This window comes from Azoarcus sp. CIB, from assembly GCF_001190925.1.
Classification (GTDB): domain Bacteria; phylum Pseudomonadota; class Gammaproteobacteria; order Burkholderiales; family Rhodocyclaceae; genus Aromatoleum.
In genome coordinates this window covers 130,496-150,677 of record NZ_CP011072.1, presented here as the reverse complement: position 1 = coordinate 150,677, position 20,182 = coordinate 130,496, and the positions used below count along the sequence as shown (strand labels likewise).

Sequence of the window (20,182 nt, the reverse complement as noted above, 5' to 3'; positions counted from 1 at the left end):
GGCAACGGAACGCAGCATTATACCTGATCTGCGGCGCATGACGAATCCGGCCTTCGGAGGGCGGTCGTCGCGGCGGCAGTATCCTCCGGAAGCCCTCTCACCCGTCCCTCGCACTCAGGACTGCGAGGCTCTCCAGCGCCTTGTCGAAGTCGTAGGTGGCGGCGCTGGCGGCGACGTGCTTCAGGGCAGGCGCGAGCGAGGTGCCGGCGGCGCGTTCGGTGAGGGCGTCGGCGGCCTCGGCGGCTGCGGGGTCGCTGTCTTCCAGCAGGGCCTTGAGATGCTCCAGATCCTGTTGCAGGTTCGCGACGTCGATGGTCGCGACGATTGCCTCTGCCGACGCTTGCGCACTTTCGGCCGAACCGAGCTGTTGCAGGCCTTCGATGACGGGGGCGAGTTCGGCGAGCGTCCATTCGAGCAGCGGGGTGAGCTGGGCGGTGGGCAGCTTGTCGCGGCAGGCGTGTTCGAGGGCTTCGGCGGCGGTCTGGACGCCGCGGGCGCCGATGTTGCCGGCGTTGCCCTTGAGGGTGTGGGCGACGCGCAGGGGGGCGGTGAGGTCGGGGTCGGACTGGGCGGCGGCAAACTGTTCGGCGAAACGGCTCTGGGTGTCGCGGAAGCGCGTGAGCATGCGCCGGTAGAGCTTGTGGTTGTGCATCGTCGTGGCGAGGCCGGCGGCGACGTCGATGCCGGGTAGGGGGGGCAGGGCGGCTGCGCTGTGTTCCGGCGCCGTCGGTGCTGCCGTGGCGGTTGCGATTGCGGTGGCGCCGGGGACGGCCGCGGGGTGGATCCACTTCGCGAGGGTGACGAACATGCCGGCGACGTCGAGCGGCTTGGCGATGTGGTCGTCCATGCCGGCGGCGATGGCCTTGTCGCGGTCGCCGGCCATGGTGTTGGCGGTCATCGCGAGCACGGGGAGCCCCGCCCACGCGGGGTTGCGGCGGATTTCGCGCGTGGCGGTGTAGCCGTCCATGACGGGCATCTGGCAGTCCATGAGGATGCCGTCGAAGCGGGCGTCGCGGGCGAGGATGTCGAGCGCTTCCTGGCCGTTGCCGGCGACGACGACCTCCATGCCGGCCTGGCGCAGCAGGTCGGTGGCGAGTTCCTGGTTCATTTCGTTGTCTTCGACGAGCAGCACGCGGGCGCCGGCTAGGCTCGCCATTGCGGCGCTGGAGCCGTCGATGCTTTCATGCGCGCGGGTATCGACGAGGCCGCGCTTGTCGAGGGCCTCGCCGATGGCTTCGAGCAGGCGGGATGCGGTGACCGGCTTGGTGAGGGCGGACTTGACCGCAACGCCGCGCAGTTCGGCCGAGCCGAGCGCCTCTTCGCGGCCGTAGGCGGTGACCATGATGACGGCCGGTTGGCGCGCGGGGTGGCCGGCCTGGAGGCGACGCACGGCTTCGACGCCGTCGATGACGGGCATCTTCCAGTCCATCAGCACGAGGTCGTAGGGGGTGCGGCGGGCGTCGGCGGCGGCGATCATGTCGAGCGCCTGGCTGCCGTCCCATGCGGCATCGACCGTGAGGCCGAAGTGCCGCACGATCGCGGAGAGGATTTCGCGCGCGGAGGCGTTGTCGTCGACGACGAGGACGCGCACGCCCTGCAGTTCGTCGGCGCGGAACATGCGCCGGCTCATGGGTTCGGCCTGCAGGCCGAAGCGGGCGGTGAAGTGGAAGGTGGAGCCACGGCCGACGGTGCTTTCGACCCAGATGCGGCCCTTCATCATTTCGACGAGGTTCTTCGAGATCGCGAGGCCGAGGCCGGTGCCGCCGTACTTGCGCGTAGTGGAGGCGTCGGCCTGGCTGAAGCTGCGGAACAGCGATTCGCACTGTTCGGGGTTCATGCCGATGCCGGTGTCGCGCACCCAGAAGTGCAGCTCGACCTCGTCGGCAGTCTGTTCGACGGTGTCGATGCCGACAACGATCTCGCCCGCTTCGGTGAATTTGACTGCATTATTGCCGAGGTTGACCAGGATCTGACCGAGGCGCAGCGGGTCGCCGACGAGGGCGGTGGGGACGTCCGGGGCGGCGTTGAACAGCAGTTCCAGCCCCTTGTCCTCGGTCTTGAGGCCGACGAGGTTGGCCAGGTGGTCCATGATGTCTTCGAGACGGAATTCGACCGTTTCCATCGACATCTTGCCGGCTTCGATCTTCGAGAAGTCGAGGATGTCGTTGATGATGCCGAGGAGGTTCTCGCCGGCGCGGTGCACCTTCTCGATGTAGTTGCGCTGTTTGCGGTCGAGCGGCCCCTGCAGGGCGAGGTGCGACATGCCAATGATGGCGTTCATCGGCGTGCGGATCTCGTGGCTCATGTTGGCGAGGAAGTCGCTCTTGGCGCGCGTGGCCTCTTCGGCGATTTCCTTGGCGCGCAGGATTTCGGCCTCGGCGCGCTTGCGGTCGGTGATGTCGAGCAGCCAGCCCATGACGCCTTTCTCGCCCTCGTGGGCGAAGGGCATGAAGGTAACGAGGAAGTCGCGCAGCTCGCCGCCCGCAGCCACCAGGCGCATTTCGCGGTCGCGGATGTAGCCGTCGCGGCGCAGGTCCTCGACCATGCGCAGTCGGTCTTCGGGCGATGCGTAGATGTGCAGCGCGGGGTCGCCCGGGCGGCTGTCGAACATGCGGGTGAATTCGGGGTTGGTGTAGCGGAACAGGCCGTCGGTGGTGAAGGCGGTGCCGACCGGGCTGTGGTCGAGGATGTACTGCAGCGAGGCGCGCTGGTCGGCGAGTGCCTTCTCGGCCGCCCTGCGTTCGGTGATATCGCGGAACACGACGACGGTGCCGACGAGGGTGCCGTCCTTGTGGATGGGGGTGGTCGAGTATTCGACCGGTAGCGGCGTGCCGTCCTTGCGCCACAGGACTTCGCTGTCGACGGTGCGCGCCTGGCCGTCCATGCCGGTGCGATACATCGCGCATTCGTCGCGCGGGAAGATGCGGCCGTCGGCGTAGCTGTGGTGGATGAGGGCATGCACGGGCTGACCGACGAACTCCGCCTCCGCATAGCCGAGCATCGCGGGCGCGGCGGAATTGGCGAAGGTCATCACGCCGTCCTGATCGAGGCCGATGATGCCGTCCTTGACCGAGCCGAGGATCAGGCGGCTGCGCTCTTCGAGGATCGCGAGGTTGGCGGAGGTATCGCGCAGCGAGGCCTGCTGGGTTTCGAGTTCGACGGTCTGCTCCTCGAGCTGGCACGCCTGTTGTTCCATGTTCTCGGCCTGGCGCTGCGTTTCCTCGAGCAGCGTTTGCGTGCGGGCGTTGCGTTCGAGGATCTCGAGGCTCATCGCGAGGATGGGCATCACGCCGTCGAGCAGGGCTTGCTGGGGGGCGCCGAATCCGTCGAAGGTGGCGAGCTCGACCACCGCCAGCAGGCGTTCGGAGCGCTGCACGGGGAACACGGCAATCGCGCGCGGGGCGGCTTCGCCCAGCCCGGAGCCGATGTGGATGTAGTCCTTGGGTGGGTTGGTGAAGATGATCGGCGCGCGCTCCAGCGCACATTGCCCGACCAGGCCTTCGCCGGGGGCGAATTGCGGGATGGGTTGAGTGGGCCCGCGCAGGGCATAGCCCGCCAGCAGGACGAGCCGTTGCGCGGCTTCGTCGTGGTAGTAGAAGGCGGCGTGGCCGAGCTTGAGGACCGGCGCGAGGTTGGAGAGGAATTTTTGCGCGAGTTCGGCAAGGCCGGCGGACGTCTGCAGGTCGCCCGAGATCGCCGCGAGGTGGGTCTTGAGCCAGCGCTGCGTCTCGACCTTGCGCGCTTCGACGCGCAGCACTTCGATCGCGCGCGCGAGATCGCCGATCTCGTTGGGGTATTCGGTGTGCGGGACGGGCTGCTCGAAGTGGCCGGCAGCGATCTGCTCGACGACGGTGCGCAGGCGTTCGGTCGGCCGGCGAATGGACAGCGCGACGAGGGCTCCCAGCAGCAACGCGAGGACGCCGCCGCCGCCGAGCAGGGCGTAGGTGGTGCGCTTGATCTCGAGCATGTGCCGGTCGGCGGCGATGGCGGCATCGCGCGCTTCCTCCTCCATGACCCGCGCGATGTCGACCAGCGTGTCGCCCGCGGCCTGGCCGGCGAGCTGGAATCCGGGCGAGGCGACCGCGCCCAGCGCATCCATGAGATCGCCTTGTTTCTGCAGGTCGACGATGCGCGCGACGCTGGCCTTGTACTGCGCGAAGCGCTCGTCGAAGCGCGCGAGCCGTTCGCTGTTGTCCTGGCGGTGAAACAGTTTTGCGGCGGCGTCGAGTTCGCTGCGCAGGCGGCTCTCCGACTCGGCGAGCTGGCGAAAGGCGTGATCGCGTTCGCCGGGCGCCTGCGGCAGGATGGCCTGGCGCAGGGCGTGGCCCATCTGCGCGAACTGGATGCGCGCCTCCTTGACGTGCGACACGCCCATCAGCTCCCGTTCATACAGCGCCTGCAGTTCGTCGTTCAGGAGGTTCTGGTTGTGCAGCGAATACAGGCTGATGCCGCCGACGACCAGCAGCAGGCCGGCGAAACCCAGCATCAGTTTCGCCGCGAGCGTGCGGCGCTCGAGCGCGGTCATCGAGAGGTTCATCCTTGCGGCTCCTGTGTGGCGTGGCGGTGTCGATCTAATCGGCAAAACGCGCGGCGATGACGCGGAATTCGTCCTGCAGTTCGACGAAGGCATCGACGATGTCGGGGTCGAAGTGCGAACCGCGGCCGTCGCGGATGATCGCGGCCGCGTCCTCGTGCGACATCCCCTCCTTGTACACGCGCCGGCTGATCAGCGCGTCATACACGTCGGCCAGCGCCATCAGGCGCGCCGAGATCGGGATCGTGTCGCCGGCGATGCCTTCCGGGTAGCCCGAGCCGTCCCACTTCTCCTGATGGTAATAGGCAATCTCCTTGGCGAGGCGGAGAAAGTCGACGTCCATGCCGAGTTTCCGCTCGGCGTGGATGATCGCGTCACGGCCGAGCGTCGTATGCGCCTTCATCGTCTCGAACTCGGCGGCGTCGAAGCGACCGGGCTTGAGCAGGATGCGGTCGGGGATGCCGACCTTGCCGATGTCGTGCAGCGGGGCCGACTTGAACAGCATGTCTATCGTGCCGTCGGTGAGGAAATCGCGGAACCGCGGGTGCGGCTGCAGGTGCTCGGCCAGCACCCTGACGTAGAACTGGGTGCGGCGGATGTGGTTGCCGGTGTCGTTGTCGCGCGTTTCCGCGAGCGAGGCCATCGCGAGGATCGCAACGTCCTGGATCGCGGCGAGCTCGCGCGTGCGCCGGGCGACCTCGGCTTCGAGGTAGGCGTTCTTGTCGCGCAGGAAGTCGGCGGCGGCCTTGATTTGCAGGTGGGTCGCGACGCGCGCCAGCACCACCGGCGGATTGACCGGCTTGGTGATGAAGTCGGCCGCGCCCATCGCGAGGCCTTTCGTCTCGTCCTCGGTCGCGGTCATCGCGGTGAGGAAGATGATGGGGATGTCGCGCGTGGCCGCATCGGCCTTGAGCGCCTCGCACACGTCGTAGCCGGAGAGGCCGGGCATCATGATGTCGAGCAGGATCAAGTCCGGCGACGGCTCGCCGCGGGCGACGCGCAGGGCCTTGTCGCCGTTGTTGGCGACCTTGACCTTGTAGCGGTCCTTGAGCAGGCCGGACATCAGCGACAGGTTGTCCGGGGTGTCGTCGACCACCAGGACCGTGGGCTTCTCGATGATCGTCGGTATGTCCATTTTTCTCCTCGCTGCTGCACCCGTCCGGGGCATCCACGCCGCTCCGGTCCGTGCGCAACTACTTGAACTTTGCATATTCAAACGCCACGGCGCGCTCGAGGCAACAGGCTTGCCGCCTCGTCGGTCGTTCGGTGCGGCGAATTCCGCGGCGTGGCAGCGATCGTCCGTCAAATGATTGGATACGAGTCGCCGACGTTTGGGCTAAACTGCCCGCCGACCCTGCGTACGCGGGATAACCCTGTGATTGGAGCGTAGAACATGTTCGATCAGGAAGACGGAGAACTCAACGTTGTCATCGGTGTGCTCTTCGGCGTCATCGCGCTGGTGATCGCGCTGGTGATCGGCCTCGGGACCTGGAAGCTGCGTGCGGCCGACGTGCCGGCGCCGGCTGCGGCCGCTGCGGGCGAGTTCGCCGACGTGGCGGAAGTGGGCGAAGCGCTGGTGAAATTCCATTTCGCGGTCGGCGAGGCGACGCTGCCGGCGGATGCGTCGCCGGACATCGCGACCATCGTCGTCGCGCTGGATGCGGCGCCCGAGAAGAAGGTGCTGCTGTCGGGCTTCCATGACGAGACCGGCGGCGCCGCGGTGAATGCCGAAGTGTCGAAGAACCGCGCGCTGGCCGTACGCGAGGCGCTGATCGCGGCGGGCGTGCCGGCCGAACGCGTGCTGCTGCGTCGTCCGGCGGTAACGCTGGGGGGCGGCGACGCCGCCGAAGCGCGCCGCGTCGAGGTGCGCGTGCAGTAAGCGGACGTCGTTCCGCCGCACACGAATCAGCCGGGGACTCCCCGGCTTTTTTGTTTGCGCGGCCCGCGGCCGGCCCGGCGGCTATACTTTCGGCTTGCCCAAACAACACCAACAAGGAGCCCGCATGTCCGCCCTGCGCAATCGGCCCGCCCCGTCCCCCGACAGTCTCCCGCGCCACGCCGCGCTGCCCGCCCTCGCGCTGCCCGCCCTCGCGCTGATCGCCGCGCTGCTGGGCGCCTGCAGCCAACCGCAGGAAGGCGACGCGGAAGCCCGCGCCAGCCGGATCGAACCGGTCGCGAAAATTTCGCTGAAAGTACAGAAAGTCGCGCCGGGCAGCCGCACCGGCGAACAGGTCTATCAGGGCACTTGCGCCGGCTGCCACGCCGCGGGCGCACTCGGCGCACCGAAGACGGGCGACGCCGCCGGCTGGGCGCCGCGCATCGCGCAGGGCTTCGACACGCTGACGAAGAACGCGATCAGCGGCATCCGCCAGATGCCGCCGCGCGGTGGCGGTGCCGATCTCACCGATACCGAGGTGCAGCGTGCGGTGGCCTACCTGGCGAACAGCGGCGGGGCGAAATTCGCCGAACCGCCGGTCGCGAAGTAAGACGAGAAGCGCAGCGGGGAACGGCGCTAACCGACCCCCTGCGCCGTCTGCGTTGCGTCAGTAGACGACGCAGACCTTGCCCTCGATCTTCATGTCCACGGCACCGGCGCAATTGACCGCGCCCTCGACCTCGAGGCGGCCCCCGCCGGTCGGCGAGAAGATGCCGCGTCCGCTCTGCGGCTCGGTGATCTCGCGGAAGCTGCCGTACTGCAGGTCCATGCCCGGAATGCCGCAGCTCGTGAATTGCGGCATGCCGTCGTAGCGGCTGGTCGCGACGATCTGAGAATGCACGGTCTGGCCGAACGCCAAGATCGCGTCGCCGCACACCAGCGTGTGCGTGAAGCCGCCGAAAGTGCCGTCCGGGTTGAAGAAGGCCTTGCCCTGGATGCCGCAGTTCAGCTTGAGCCGGTCGTCGATCTTGCCGGCGAGGACGCCCAGCGTATCGCCCGGCCCGATGGCATTCGTCGTGACCTTTGCACTGATGGGCGCGAGCCGCCCCTGGCAGGCACGTTCTTCGGCGCTTGCGGCGCCGGACGCCAGAGCCAGTGCCGCAATGATGGCCGCCGCTGCGCCCCGAACCATGGAATTCACCAACACCGGATGCTCATTGTTCATCAGTTCAGTTCCACCGGAAATGTCGTTTCGAAGGCCCGCAGCGATCCATACGATGGCGAACGGACAGGAAAATCCCGCGAAGCATTCTACGGAGACGCGTTGCGGGTGGGTGAAATCGCGCAACTTATGCGCAGCCCCCCGTGAAAACCGTCACACCGCGTCTGCTGCGGCGCAGCCGCCGGGACCCATGACGGCCGCTTGACCGGCTGCGACGAACGCGGGATGCTTGCCCGATGCCTGCCTACCCCGGCGTGCGGCGCCTGCTCGGCGCCGTGCTGTTCCTCCTCGCCGCCCTCGCACCGGCCCGCGCGACCCCGGCCGACAATGCCGCAGCGGTGCGCATCGGCGTGCTCGCCTTCCTCGGCGCGGAAGCCGCCATCGGGGAATGGTCGCCGGTGCTGCGCCGGCTGCAGGCCGCGCTACCCGGGCGCACGGTCAGCCTCGTGCAGCTCGACCACCGCGGCCTGCGCGACGCCGCCGCCGCGGGCGAGATCGACTTCCTCATCACCAACCCCGGCCACTACGTCGAGCTCGAAGCCGAACTCGGCGCGAGCCGCATTCTGACGCTGGATCCCGGCCCGCCGCGTGCGCCCGAACGCTCGATCGGCTCGGCGGTGATCGTCAAGGCCGGCAACGGCGCGCTGCGCACGCTCGCGGACCTGCGCGGGCGGCGCGTCGCGGTCGTGTCGACCGAGGGATTCGGCGGCTTCCAGACGATCTGGCGCGAACTCGCCGCGCAGGGCATCGACCCGCAGCGCGACTTCGCCGAACTGAAGGTCGTCGGTCTGCCGATGACGGGCGTGTTCGAGGCCGTCGCGCGCGGCGAGGCGGATGCCGGGATCGTGCGCAGCTGCCTGCTCGAAAGCCGCGCCGAATGGCGCTCCGCCTTCACGGTGCTGGGTGCGCGCAGCGAGCCAGATTTCCCCTGCGCGACCTCGACGCGGCTCTACCCCGACTGGCCGCTCGCGGCCTTGCGCCACACCCCGCCGGCACTCGCCAAGGAAGTCACGCTCGCACTGCTGGCGATGTCCGCCGCGCGCGACGGCATGGAATGGGCCGTCCCCGCGGACTACCAGGCCGTGCACGAGATGTTCCGCGAGCTGCAGATCGGCCCCTACGCCTACCTGCGCGAGCCGACGCTGATGGTGCTGGCCGAGCGCTACTGGCGCTGGATCGCCGCGCTCGCGGTGCTGCTGGCCGCCTGGATCCTGTACACGGTGCGCGTCGAGCACCTCGTGCACGCGCGCACCGCCGAGCTGCGCGCGGCACTCGCGGCGCGCGAGGCGCTCGAGGTGCGCATCCGTGCCAACCAGGAGCAGGCCGACCACCTCGCGCGCCTGTCGGTGCTGGGGGAGCTTTCCGGCACGCTCGCGCACGAGCTCAACCAACCGCTCGCGACGATCGCCAACTACGCGCACAGCCTCATCCGTCGCATCGACAACGGCCGCCTCACCGACGACGCGGTGCGCGAGGCCTCCGGCGAGATCGCCGGCCAGGCCGAACGCGCCGCCGGCATCCTCGGCCGCATCCGCGGCTTCGCCAAGAAACGCGCGGCGGTGCGCGAGCGCGTCGCCCCCGGAGCACTCGTCGTCGAAGCGGTCGCGTTGTTCCGCGGCATGCTCGCGAACGCGCCGGAAGTGTCCGTGGACGACTCGCTGCCCGCCGATGCGATCGTCGAGGTCGATCCGCTGCAGATCCAGCAGGTGCTGCTGAACCTGCTCAAGAACGGGTACGATGCGGCGCGCGGCCAACCGCCCGCGCGCCAGCGCCTGGTGGTACGCATCGACGAAGGCAAGGGCGAGAGCGCCGGCCACGCGCGCATCGCCGTGCGCGACCACGGCAGCGGCCTCGACACCGCGGCGCGCGAACGCCTGTTCGAGCCCTTCTTCACGACCAAGCCGGACGGCCTCGGCTTGGGCCTGTCGATCTGCCGCACGATCGCCGAGGCCCACCGCGGCCGCCTGACCGTCGACGACGCCGGCGGCGGGCCGGGCTGCGAATTCATCCTGAGCCTGCCGCTGGGGCCGTCCGCCAGCGAACCACCGGAGCGCCGAACCGACCATGTTGCCGACCGATGAAGCCGTGATCCATGTCGTCGATGACGATGCGCCCTTCCGCCGCTCGCTGGTGTTCCTGCTCGAATCGGTCGGCTGGCGCGTCGCGAGTCACGCCTCGGCGGAGGACTTCCTCGCGACGCAGGCGAGCTCGCCGGACGCGCCCGGCTGCCTCGTGCTCGACATCCGCATGCCGACGATGAGCGGGCTGGAGCTGCAGGAGCGCCTGCGGGCGGCGGGCGCCGTGCCGCCCATCGTCTTCATCACCGGCCACGGCGACGTCGAACTCGCGGTGCAGGCGATGAAGCACGGCGCGTGCGACTTCCTGCAGAAGCCGTTCAAGGATCAGGCGCTGCTCGACGCCGTCGCCACGGCCGTGCGGCGCGGCGCCGAGGACCGCTCACGTGACGCGCAGCGCGACGATGCAAAGGCGCGCCTGGCCCGCCTGTCGCCGCGCGAGCGGGAAGTCGCCCGCCTGGTCGCGCAGGGCCTACCCAACAAGCTCGTCGCGCGCGAACTCGACATCAGCGAAAAGACGGTGCATGTGCACCGCCAGCACGTGATGGACAAGGCCGAGATCGGCAGCGCCGCCGAACTCGCGCGCCTGATGCTGCGCGCCGACCCCGCGGCGCTCGACTGACCGCTCAGATCTTCTGCAATCTCGCCGGCAGGCCGTTGCGTACCGAGGTTCCGGACACCGCATCGACCCAGAGCGCCTCGCCGCCGCGGGTCGGATCGACCAGGCCCAGATCGTTGAGGTTGATGCCCGCGCGCAGGTCCGGCCGCTCCGGCTGACGCGCCTCGCCGAGCCGGTGCGCCCGCGCACCCAGCTCGCGGTGGCCGTAGCCGTGCTCGACCGCCAGCACGCCGCGCATCACCCCCGCATGCACGATCACGCGGCAGGTCGCCTCGCCGCCGGGCGTCTGCATGCGCGCGAGGTCCCCGGTCGCGAGCCCCAGGCGCGCGGCGTCCTCGGGATGCACGATCACCGGGTTGTCCGGATGCAGTGACGTGATGCGCGTCGCGATGCTGTACGAGTTCTGCAGCGCCGACTTGTAGCTCACCGCAAGCAGCGGCCAGTCGGCCTCGCTGTGCAGTGTGCGCATCGGCGTGCCGTCGGCGAAGGCCGGCACCTGCCAGCTCGCGCAACCCGCAAAGCGCCTGCCGGTAAGGCTGTTCCTCGCCCCGCCGACGTTGTCGTTCCACAGCCACAGCGCATTCCGGAAGCGGTTGCTCTGCCACTCGGGATTCGCCTCATCCTGCGCCTCGCCGGCCGGCTGGTAGCGGCCGCCGCGCGTGTACAGGAAGGCGACCTTGCGCCATTCGTCCTCCTTCAGCGTCGCCTCCAGCAGCGGGCGCAGGCGTTCGACGCCCGACAGCGCGAGGTCCTCGTCGCTCGCATCCCCGACCGGCGCCTTGCCGAGGAAGGCGATGTTCGCGCCGCCGCGCAGGTACCAGTGCTCGGGGCGCTCCAGCGGCAGGCGCTTGCCGTCCATGTCCGCGAGCCCCTCCGGCCCGAAGCCCGGCAGCGCCATCGCCTTCGCCAGCGCGATGAAGAAGGTCTCCATGCCGATCGCGTCGCCCTCGGGCGTATGGGCCGCCTTCGGCTCGACCACCGGCCAGCGCGCGGTCGTCGCCTTCGTCGGCACGCCGTTCCACGGCGCACTCCAGCCCCAGCTCTCGTACATCAGCGAATCCGGCACGATGTAGTCGGCGAAGGCGTTGCTCTCGTTGATCAGCGGGTCGACCGACACGATCAGCGGAATCTTCTTCGGATCGGCGAGATCCTTCTCGATCAGCGGGCGTACGCCGGGCAGGCCGTACACCGGGTTCGAACTCCACAGCACCAGCGCCTTGAGCCCGTAAGGGTAGCCGCGCAGCATCGCCGGGAACCACTCGGTGACCAGCCCCGGCGCGTTCGGGAACCACGCGTCGCGCGCCGGGTAAGGCTTGCCTTCGGCCTTGCGGCGCGCAAACTCGGCGGACTTCTCGTACGGCACGTTGCGCCCGAGCGGTGTGCCCTTCGGCTTCACCATCCCGGGGAAGGTCTCGAGGTCGTAACGCGGGCCCGCGCCGGCGTCCTTGAAGCCGCCGCCATTGATGACGAAACCGCCCTTCCAGTTCAGGTTGCCGACGAGCGCGTTGAGCGTGACGACCGCGTAGGCGTTGTAGAAGCCGTTGCCCGCCATCATGCCGCCGTGCGCGATCGCGCAGGCCTTGCGGCCGTGGCGGCTGAATTCGTCGGCGAGGCCGGTGACGACCGCCTCGGGCACGCCGCAGATCGCCGAGTATTCGGCGATGCCCTGCTGCAGCGCCGATTCGCGCAGCAGTTCGTACGAGGTCTTCACCGCGAGCGCCTCGTCGCCGACCATCACCGACCCGCCCGCTTCGAGCGGCGCGGCACCGGTCGCCGTCTCGGCCGGCATCGGCCTGCCGTCCGGCCCCAGCACGAGGTAGGGGTCCGCCTCCTTGTACTTCTCTTCGTCCGCCACCGTCATGCCGATGTCCGAGCCGCGCAGGAAGCGCCCTTCGCGCGGATGCCCCTTCTCGGCAACCACCAGCCAGCTCGCGTTGGTGAAGGACGGCTCGCCCGCGGCTTCCGCCGCCCGCAGGTTCGGGTACGCCAGATAGGCGGTGTTCACGCGGCCGTTGTCGAACATCCAGCGCATCATGCCCATCACCAGCGCGCCGTCGGTACCGGGGCGGATCGGCACCCAGCGCCCGCGCTCGCCCGCCGCGCGATTGTCGGCGTTGGTCAGCACCGGATCGACGACCACGTACTCCAGCCGCCCTTCGCTGCGCCCCTGTGCGAGCAGCGTGCCGGTGCGCTTGAAGGGGTTGCCGGCGTTGCCCGGCGCGGTACCGATGAAGATCACGAACTTGGCGTGCGCCAGATCCGGCTTCGCGTGCGGCATCTTCTTCATGTCGCCGAACAGCGCGCCGGAGCCGGAGCGGTATGCCCCGCCGCAGTACGAGCCGTGGCCGACGAAGTTCAGCGTGCCGTAGGCCTGGTTCCAGAAGCGGCGCGCGAAGGCCTCGCGGCCATCATTGACGCTGGAGATCAGCGCGACCTGGTTCACCTTCGGCCCCAGCTCGGGTGCGGCCGGATCGATCGGCGTCGCGAGGTCGCGTAGCGCCCTGAAGCCGTCGACGTGGCCCTCGCCGAACAGGTCGCCGCCCTCGACGAGCTCGCGCACGAGCTGCTCGAAGGAGATCGGCTGCCACTTGCCGCCGTTGCGCGGACCGATGCGCTTCAAGGGGGTCAACACACGGAAGGGCGAGTCGATCTGGTCCATCGCCGCGTTGCCGCGCCCGCAGGCGGTCGAGCGCCCCGCCAACCCCTTGTCCTGGAAGCGTGACAGCGCGACGAAGCTCTCCTTCACCGAGGCCTTCATCGGCAGATGCGGTTCGGTCGACAACGGGCTGTAGGGGTTGCCCGCGACGCGGATCACCTTGCCGCTCGCCTTGTCGACGCGCACGCGCACGCCGCACTGCGTCGTGCAGCCGAGGCAGGCGGTGTAGCTCACCTGCCGGTTCGAATTCACGCGCAGCTCGCCGGTCGTATGGTCGACAGAAAACTCCGGCTCGGCGGAGCGGCCGTGGATGCTGTGCGCCTTCGGTTCCTCCCCGACGAGGCCGGACACCATGCGGCCGAAGGTCTGGGAGAAGCCCGCGGCAAAGGCAGCGAGGCCCCCGGCCGCAATCAGTTCGCGACGTTGGATTTTCATGATCTGGTTTCCTTGATCCGATTCACGCGCCGGCACGGTCCGGCCGCCCGATGCGCTCGAGCGGCAGCAGCGTCGTCAGCACGACGAAGAGGAAGATCCACAGCCCGGCCGTACCGACGATGCCCATCAGGCCTTCGGGGCCGAGCGGCAGCTGGTAGCTGTAGTAGCCCGCGCCGGTCTTGGGGAGCTCCTGCCCGCCGATGAAGATCGTCCAGCGCATCATCCACGCCGAATGCAGCGCGAGCAGCCCGATCAGCAGACCCGAGCCCGGCCGCTTCAGCGCGATCGCCAGCGTCACGACCGTCGCGACGACCGCCCACACCGCGCTGATCTTCCAGTTCGCCGACGGCGCCACCTCGGCCAGCGCCTGCGCATGCACCGGCGACATCCCGCTCATGCCCAGCACCAGCCACACCGCGCCGACCAGCAGCGCGGCGCACTGCGTGAGCGCCAGCGCGACCGCCATGCGCCGCGTCGCCGCCGGATCGCCGCCGCCCGGCAGCGCGCGGTTGAACACCAGCGCAAGACCCACCCCGCCGGCCACCGCGGTGACGAAGAACTGCACCGGCAGCAGCGGCGTGTGCCACAACGGGCGGGCGCGCACCAGCATCACCTCGACGCCCGTGTACAGCGCGACCAGCGCCGCGCCGACGAAGGCGAGCAGCGCCGCCGCGACCAGCGCCTTGCGGCTCTCGTGCCCGCCGTAAGCGAGCCGGCGCGCGAGGCCGGCGAGCCTGCCGCCTTCGTCCGCATGCCGTGCGAGCGTCGGACGGAAGGCGAGCCACGCGTACAGGATCAGCCCGGTGAGATACACCGGAATGAAGAACGCCCCCCACGACATCCACGAGCTGGGCGTGAAGTAGGCGTAGAAGTGCCAGAAGCGGCCCGGCTGATGCAGGTCGGCAAGCAGCGCGACCGGCGCGGTCAGCCCGCACAGCAGCGCCGCAAGCAACGCCAGGCGCGAGATGCCTTCCCAGCCGCGACGGCGGAACACCAGTCCGGGCAGCGACACGAGATAGGCGCCGTAGGACAGGCCGATGAGGAAGAAGTACTGCACCGCCCACGGCAACCACGCGACTTCGCGCGCGACATTGACGGTTTCAATGATATCCGGGGTCATGATCGCTCTCCTGTTCGCGTCACGCATGCGCCTTGCGCGGCTGCCACAGCGTGCCCTGGCCTTCGACCTTGCCCTGGAAGCGCTCGTCGAGGCCGATATAGAACACGCGCGGCTCGGTGCCCTGTTCGGGCTTCAGCACCTTCACCTCGGCCTTCGCCGCATCGAGGCGGCGACGCAGCTCGCCCTGCGGGTCGTTCAGGTCGCCGAAGATGCGCGCGCCGCCGACGCAGGTCTCGACGCAGGCCGGCAGCAGCCCCGCATCCACGCGATGCGCGCAGAAGGTGCATTTGTCCGCCTTGTTGCTCGCGTGATTGATGAAGCGCGCGTCGTAGGGGCAGGCCTGCACGCAGTACGCGCAGCCGACGCAGCGTTCGCCGTCGACCGCGACGATGCCGTCCTCGCGCTTGAAGGTCGCGCCGACCGGGCACACCGGGATGCACGGCGGCTCCTCGCAGTGGTTGCACAGGCGCGGCAGCATGTAGGTACCGGCCGGCTGCTCTGCGTCGGCAAGCTTCACGCTGTAGGTCGACACGACGGTGCGGAAGCTCCCCTCCGGCACCGCGTTTTCCTGGATGCACGCGACGGTGCAGGCCTGGCAGCCGATGCACTTGCGCACATCGACGAGCATCGCCCAGTGGTGCCGGCCGTGCGCCGCCAGCACCGGGGCCGGCAGGGCGGCCGCAGCGGCGGTGAGCACCGGCATGCCGCGCAGGAAGGCGCGGCGGGAGGCCGACACCTCACGCGGATCTTGGTCTTTCATGACAACGCTCCAAGGGGTTGGAAGTCGCTGCCACTCTAGGCCCGCGGGGAAACGGCCGAAATTGGAGGGATGAAGAACCGCGCTAGACGCTTTTCCCTATTGCCGCGGGGCAAATTCCCCAGCACTTGACCCGCAGCGGAACCGCGTCGCGGCCGAGCGTGTCGCCACCCCGCCAGTGCCCCTCAGCGCCCCTCCAGCATCGCCATCAGGTTCGCGACGCGCGCCCGCCCCTCTTCCTTCGACACTGGCGCATTCGTCTTGCGGTCGCTCATCTTGATGTCGCCGCCCATCTCGGCGATGAAGCGCGACGGCTCGCAGGTGCGCGTCTCCTTGCCGGCCTTGCGCCGCTCGCACCACGTGATGTTCAGCGAGCGCTGCGCGCGCGTGATGCCCACGTACATCAGGCGGCGCTCCTCATCCACCTTGTCCTCGTCGATCGAAGACTGGTGCGGCAACAGACCTTCCTCGACGCCGACCAGGAACACGTGCTTGAACTCCAGTCCCTTCGACGCGTGCAGAGTCGCCAGCTGCACGCCGTCGAACTCGGCGTCGTCCTTGTCCAGCATCGAGATCAGCGCGATCGTCTGGGTGAGCTCGATCAGGTTCTTGCCGTCCGCCTCGCCCTTGCGGCCCAGCCAACCGACGAAGTCGCGCACGTTGCTCCACTTCGACTCCGCCTCGCGCGTGTCGAGGTGCTCGAACAGCCACGCCTCATAGCGGATCGCCGCCAGCAGGTCTTCCAGTACGCGCGCCGCGGGCTCGCGGTGGGCGCGGTACTGCATGCGGTTGATGAAGTTGCCGAACTCCTGCAGCTGCTCGAGCTGGCGCGCGTTCAGCGCATGGGCCGCGCCTTCCTCGAACACCGCCGCGAACAGGCTCACGTGGCGACGCCCCGCATAGTTGCCGATCGCCTCGATCGTCGCCGCACCGACCCCGCGCCGCGGCGTCGTGATCGCGCGGATGAAGGCCAGGTCGTCGTCCTCGTTCATCAGCAGGCGCAGCCACGACATCAGGTCGCGGATCTCCGCCTTGTCGAAGAAGGACTGCCCGCCCGACATCACGTAGGGGATCTTCTGGTTGCGCAGCTGCTGCTCGATCAGCCGCGCCTGATGGTTGCCGCGGTACAGGATCGCGTAGTCCGAGAACTTCGTGCGGTGCTCGAACTTGTGCGCGCTGATCTTCGACGCGATCCACTCCGCCTCGTGGTCCGCGTCGCGGCACGCCGTCACCGCGATCTGCTCGCCGTCGCCGTGCTCGGACCACAGGCGCTTCTCGAACAGTTTCTCGTTGTTCGAGATCACCGTGTTCGCCGCGGTCAGGATGCGCCGCGACGAGCGGTAGTTCTGCTCCAGCTTGATGACCTTGAGCTTCGGATAGTCCTGCTGCAGCAGCTTCAGGTTCTCGACGTCCGCCCCGCGCCACGCGTAGATCGCCTGGTCGTCATCGCCCACCGCCGTGAACGCCCCGCGCACGCCGGAGAGCTGGCGCAGCAGCCGGTACTGCGCCTTGTTCGTATCCTGGTACTCGTCGACGAGCAGGTAGCGCAGCTTGTTCTGCCAGCGCTCGCGCACGTCCGGGTTCTCCTCCAGCAGGCGCACCGGCAGCGAGATCAGGTCGTCGAAATCGACCGCCTGATAGGCGCGCAGCGTGCGCTCGTACTCCGCGTACAGCATCGCCGCGGCCGACGAAATCTCGTCGTCGGCCAGCTGCGCGGCCTCGGCCGGCGTGATCATCGCGTTCTTCCAGCCCGAGATCTGCCACTGCATCGCCTTCGAGCGTGCCTTGTCCGAGTCGCGCGAGATGTCGGCGACGATCTGCACCGTGTCGGACGCGTCGAGGATCGAGAATTGCGGCTTCAGCCCGCAGTGCAGCGCCTCCTGGCGAATCATCCGCACCCCCAGCGCGTGGAAGGTGCACACCGTCAGCCCGCCCGGTACCCGCCCGCCCATCAGACCCGCGACGCGCTCCTGCATCTCCTTCGCCGCCTTGTTGGTGAAGGTGATCGCCGCGATGTTCGAAGGGTTCAGGCCGCACTCGTTGATCAGATGCGCGATCTTGTGCGTGATCACCCGCGTCTTGCCGCTGCCGGCGCCGGCCAGCACGAGGCTCGGTCCGTCGAGGTAGCGGATCGCTTCGCGCTGCGGGGCATTCAGGAGAGCGGACATGGGCGTTACAGCAGAGGGTGCGACGGCGGGAAAAGACAGCGCCGCCCGATGGCGGCGCCAGGCCGGATTTTACCGCATCGCCTCCGGTGCATCGGCCCGCTTACAACCCGAAGCGGGCGCGCCCCGCTGAACGTAGGGCGGATGAGCCGAAGGCGTTATCCGCCGAATGTGCGGCATCCGCGGTTCGCATACGGCGGAAGGCGCTTCGCTTTTGGCTCCGCCGAAACTTCGTTTTCCGCCCTACAGCCCCTTCAGTCCCCTTACTGCCCCAGCATCCCGAACACCTTCTGCGCCAGCGAACCCGCCGCCTGCATCGGGTTCCTGCGGATCGCCTTCTCCTCCTCGGCGATCATCACGTAGAGGCCGTCGAGCGCCTTGCGCGTCACGTAGCCCTCGATCTGCGCGTCCTCGCCCTTCACCAGCCCGAAGCCCGCCGCCTGGCCCGCGAGCTTGTTGTACTGCCCGGCAAGCGCGAGGCGGTCGGTGCTCTGCTTCACGATGGGCAGGAACTTCTCGGCGAGGCGCGCCTGCGTCTTGGACTTGAAGTAGCGTGTCGCCGAATCGTCGCCCCCGCTCAGGATGTTGCGCGCATCGTCGACAGACATCTGCTTCACCGCATCGACCAGCAGCACCTTCGCCTCGGGCACCGCCGCCTCGGCCGCACGGTTCATCGTCGTCACGAGACTGTCGAAATCCTTGCCGCGCCCGGCCATGCGCATCACCGGCTCGACCTGCGCCAGCCCGTCAGGCAGGGGAATCTTCACCTTCTTGTTGCCGAGGAAACCGTCCTTCTTGCCGAGCAGGTCCACCGCGCGGCCCGCGCCCTGCGTCAGCGCCTCGCGCAAACCACCGGAGGCCTCGGAGTCGGTGATGCTCCCCAGTCCGGCCGCCCAAGCCGGCACACAGATGACAAGCAGGACGAAAGCTCGCAGAATGGAACGCATGATGGTCTCCAGGGACGGGTTTCGCTCGAAGCGCCAGTGAGCATAACCCCGCGACGGGTATCGTGCGCGTGCCGGAGTTACCCTTTTTTCATTAATGGACTTGGCCCCGAGGCACTGTGGTGCAAGGGGTGGTGACACGGAGAACTCATGATGACGGCGACTGCAACACGCAACGGCACACTCTCCGAAGCCGAACTGCTGGCGATGCCGGCGGACGACTACATGAATGCCGCACAACTCGAATTCTTCCGCCAGCGCCTGCTCAAGCTGCAAGTCGAGCTGCGCGAAAACAGCGAGGAAACCCGCTCGCACCTGCGCGAAACCGTTGCGACCCCGGACGAGGCCGACCGCGCGACGCAGGAAGAAGAGCAGGTGCTGGAACAGCGCATCCGCGACCGCGAACTGAAGCTGCTGCACAAGGTGGAAGCGGCGTTGCGCCGCATCGAGGACGGCAGCTACGGCTTCTGCGAGGTCAGCGGCGAGCCGATCGGCGTCGGCCGCCTGCTCGCGCGCCCGACCGCGACGCTGAGCATCGAGGAGCAGGAACGGCACGAGCGCGAGGAACGCCTTTACCGCTAAAGGAACGCCTCCCGGCGCGGTAGCCTCCTCGTGATTGGAGTTCGCAAGGCGCGATTAGCAGGTTCCTTCCCCTTCAAGGGGAAGGACAGGATGGGGATGGGTTTCTTGCAGACGCTGCGGAGTCTACCCATCCCCACCCCAACCCTCCCCTTGAAGGGGAGGGAGCCGAGTTGCGCCAACTTCCGTGCCGTAGAGCGAGCACCACTACACTAGGTTGCGCCTACCGGAGAACGCCGGGCTCAGACGACCCCTGCGCCGTGCGCCTGTTGGTCGGCCCAGTAGCTCGAACGCACCATCGGGCCGCAGGCGGCGTTCTTGAAGCCCATCTTCAGCGCTTCGGTCTCGAACATCTTGAAGGTGTCCGGGTGCACGTAGCGCAGCACCGGCAGGTGGCCGGTCGACGGCTGCAGGTACTGGCCGATCGTCAGCATCTCGACGTCGTGCGCACGCAGGTCGCGCATCACCGCGAGGATCTCCTCGTCGGTCTCGCCCAGACCCACCATCAGGCCGGACTTCGTCGGCACCTCCGGGTGGCGGGCCTTGAATTCCTTCAGCAGTTTCAGCGAATACGCGTAATCCGCACCGGGGCGCGCCTGCTTGTACAGGCGCGGCACGGTCTCGAGGTTGTGGTTCAGGACGTCGGGCGGCGCCTGGTCGAAGATCTCCAGTGCGATCTCCATGCGGCCGCGGAAGTCCGGCACCAGCACCTCGATCGCGGTCTTCGGCGAGGCGGCGCGCGTCTCGCGGATGCATTCAACGAAGTGCTGGGCACCGCCGTCGCGCAAGTCGTCACGGTCGACGCTGGTGATCACGACGTAGTTGAGGCGCATCGCCCCGATGGTCGCCGCGAGATCCTTCGGCTCGTCGGGGTTGAGCGGCTCGGGACGGCCGTGACCGACGTCGCAGAACGGGCAGCGGCGCGTGCAGATGTCGCCCATGATCATGAAGGTCGCCGTGCCCTTGCCGAAGCATTCATGGATGTTCGGGCAGGAGGCTTCCTCGCACACCGTGTGCAGCTTGTGGTCGCGCAGCGTCGCCTTGATCTCGTTGAAGCGCTCGGCCTCCTGGCCGGCGCCCAGCTTGATGCGGATCCACTCGGGCTTCTTCAGCCGCTCGGCGGGCACGATCTTGATCGGGATGCGCGCGGTCTTCTCTGCGCCACGCTGCTTGCGGTTCTGGTTGTCCATGCGATGTCTC

General features: G+C 68.5%; 14 protein-coding genes. 5 read left to right on the top strand and 9 right to left on the bottom strand.

Annotation, left to right across the window (positions count from 1 at the left end; all coding sequences use genetic code 11):
• Positions 1-97 precede the first annotated feature (97 nt).
• Positions 98-4,537: a response regulator gene (locus AzCIB_RS00620; RefSeq protein WP_050414116.1), complete on the bottom strand. Its 4,440-nt coding sequence runs from the start codon at positions 4,535-4,537 to the stop codon at positions 98-100.
• A gap of 34 nt (positions 4,538-4,571) precedes the next feature.
• Positions 4,572-5,669 carry a response regulator gene (locus tag AzCIB_RS00615; protein ID WP_050414115.1) on the bottom strand — a complete coding sequence of 366 codons (1,098 nt, stop codon included), beginning with the start codon at positions 5,667-5,669 and terminating at the stop codon, positions 4,572-4,574.
• A gap of 258 nt (positions 5,670-5,927) precedes the next feature.
• On the opposite strand from AzCIB_RS00615, the gene AzCIB_RS00610 reads away from it, so the two are divergent.
• Positions 5,928-6,413 (top strand): OmpA family protein, encoded by a 486-nt coding sequence (locus AzCIB_RS00610; protein ID WP_050414114.1) that lies wholly within the window; start codon positions 5,928-5,930, stop codon positions 6,411-6,413.
• Positions 6,414-6,537: 124 nt separating this feature from the next.
• The gene (locus AzCIB_RS00605; protein ID WP_198149591.1) at positions 6,538-7,020 is read left to right on the top strand and encodes a c-type cytochrome; all 483 of its coding nucleotides are present in this window, start codon (positions 6,538-6,540) and stop codon (positions 7,018-7,020) included.
• A 57-nt stretch (positions 7,021-7,077) separates the two neighbouring features.
• On the opposite strand, the gene AzCIB_RS00600 is transcribed toward AzCIB_RS00605, so the two are convergent.
• Positions 7,078-7,635 carry a hypothetical protein gene (locus AzCIB_RS00600; RefSeq protein ID WP_050414113.1) on the bottom strand — a complete coding sequence of 186 codons (558 nt, stop codon included), beginning with the start codon at positions 7,633-7,635 and terminating at the stop codon, positions 7,078-7,080.
• Positions 7,636-7,868: 233 nt separating this feature from the next.
• Here AzCIB_RS00600 and AzCIB_RS00595 point away from each other — a divergent pair, with 233 nt between their 5' ends.
• Both AzCIB_RS00595 and AzCIB_RS00590 read left to right on the top strand, forming a co-directional pair.
• Positions 7,869-9,713, top strand: a complete 1,845-nt coding sequence (locus AzCIB_RS00595; protein WP_050414112.1) for a sensor histidine kinase — start codon at positions 7,869-7,871, stop codon at positions 9,711-9,713.
• Positions 9,697-10,329 carry a response regulator transcription factor gene (locus tag AzCIB_RS00590; RefSeq protein WP_050414111.1) on the top strand — a complete coding sequence of 211 codons (633 nt, stop codon included), beginning with the start codon at positions 9,697-9,699 and terminating at the stop codon, positions 10,327-10,329. The genes AzCIB_RS00595 and AzCIB_RS00590 overlap by 17 nt, the downstream gene beginning before the upstream one ends.
• A 4-nt stretch (positions 10,330-10,333) precedes the next feature.
• Here AzCIB_RS00590 and AzCIB_RS00585 read toward each other — a convergent pair whose 3' ends face one another.
• From AzCIB_RS00585 to AzCIB_RS00565, 5 genes are all read right to left on the bottom strand, one after another.
• Positions 10,334-13,417 (bottom strand): molybdopterin dinucleotide binding domain-containing protein, encoded by a 3,084-nt coding sequence (locus AzCIB_RS00585; RefSeq protein ID WP_050414110.1) that lies wholly within the window; start codon positions 13,415-13,417, stop codon positions 10,334-10,336.
• A gap of 22 nt (positions 13,418-13,439) precedes the next feature.
• A complete protein-coding gene (gene nrfD, locus AzCIB_RS00580) occupies positions 13,440-14,537 on the bottom strand; it encodes an NrfD/PsrC family molybdoenzyme membrane anchor subunit (protein ID WP_050414109.1) in 1,098 nt (365 codons plus the stop codon).
• A 19-nt stretch (positions 14,538-14,556) separates the two neighbouring features.
• Positions 14,557-15,297, bottom strand: a complete 741-nt coding sequence (gene dsrO / locus AzCIB_RS00575) for a sulfate reduction electron transfer complex DsrMKJOP subunit DsrO (RefSeq protein ID WP_050414108.1) — start codon at positions 15,295-15,297, stop codon at positions 14,557-14,559.
• Positions 15,298-15,479: 182 nt separating this feature from the next.
• A complete protein-coding gene (locus AzCIB_RS00570; RefSeq protein ID WP_050414107.1) occupies positions 15,480-17,462 on the bottom strand; it encodes a UvrD-helicase domain-containing protein in 1,983 nt (660 codons plus the stop codon).
• A 260-nt stretch (positions 17,463-17,722) separates the two neighbouring features.
• On the bottom strand, positions 17,723-18,406 hold the full coding sequence (locus tag AzCIB_RS00565; protein ID WP_050414106.1) for a DUF4197 domain-containing protein: 684 nt from the start codon (positions 18,404-18,406) through the stop codon (positions 17,723-17,725).
• A 147-nt stretch (positions 18,407-18,553) separates the two neighbouring features.
• Here AzCIB_RS00565 and dksA point away from each other — a divergent pair, with 147 nt between their 5' ends.
• Positions 18,554-18,985, top strand: coding sequence for an RNA polymerase-binding protein DksA (gene dksA, locus AzCIB_RS00560; RefSeq protein WP_083446826.1), 432 nt, complete (start codon positions 18,554-18,556; stop codon positions 18,983-18,985).
• Positions 18,986-19,224: 239 nt separating this feature from the next.
• Here dksA and lipA read toward each other — a convergent pair whose 3' ends face one another.
• Positions 19,225-20,172: a lipoyl synthase gene (lipA, locus tag AzCIB_RS00555; RefSeq protein WP_050414105.1), complete on the bottom strand. Its 948-nt coding sequence runs from the start codon at positions 20,170-20,172 to the stop codon at positions 19,225-19,227.
• Positions 20,173-20,182: the final 10 nt, after the last annotated feature.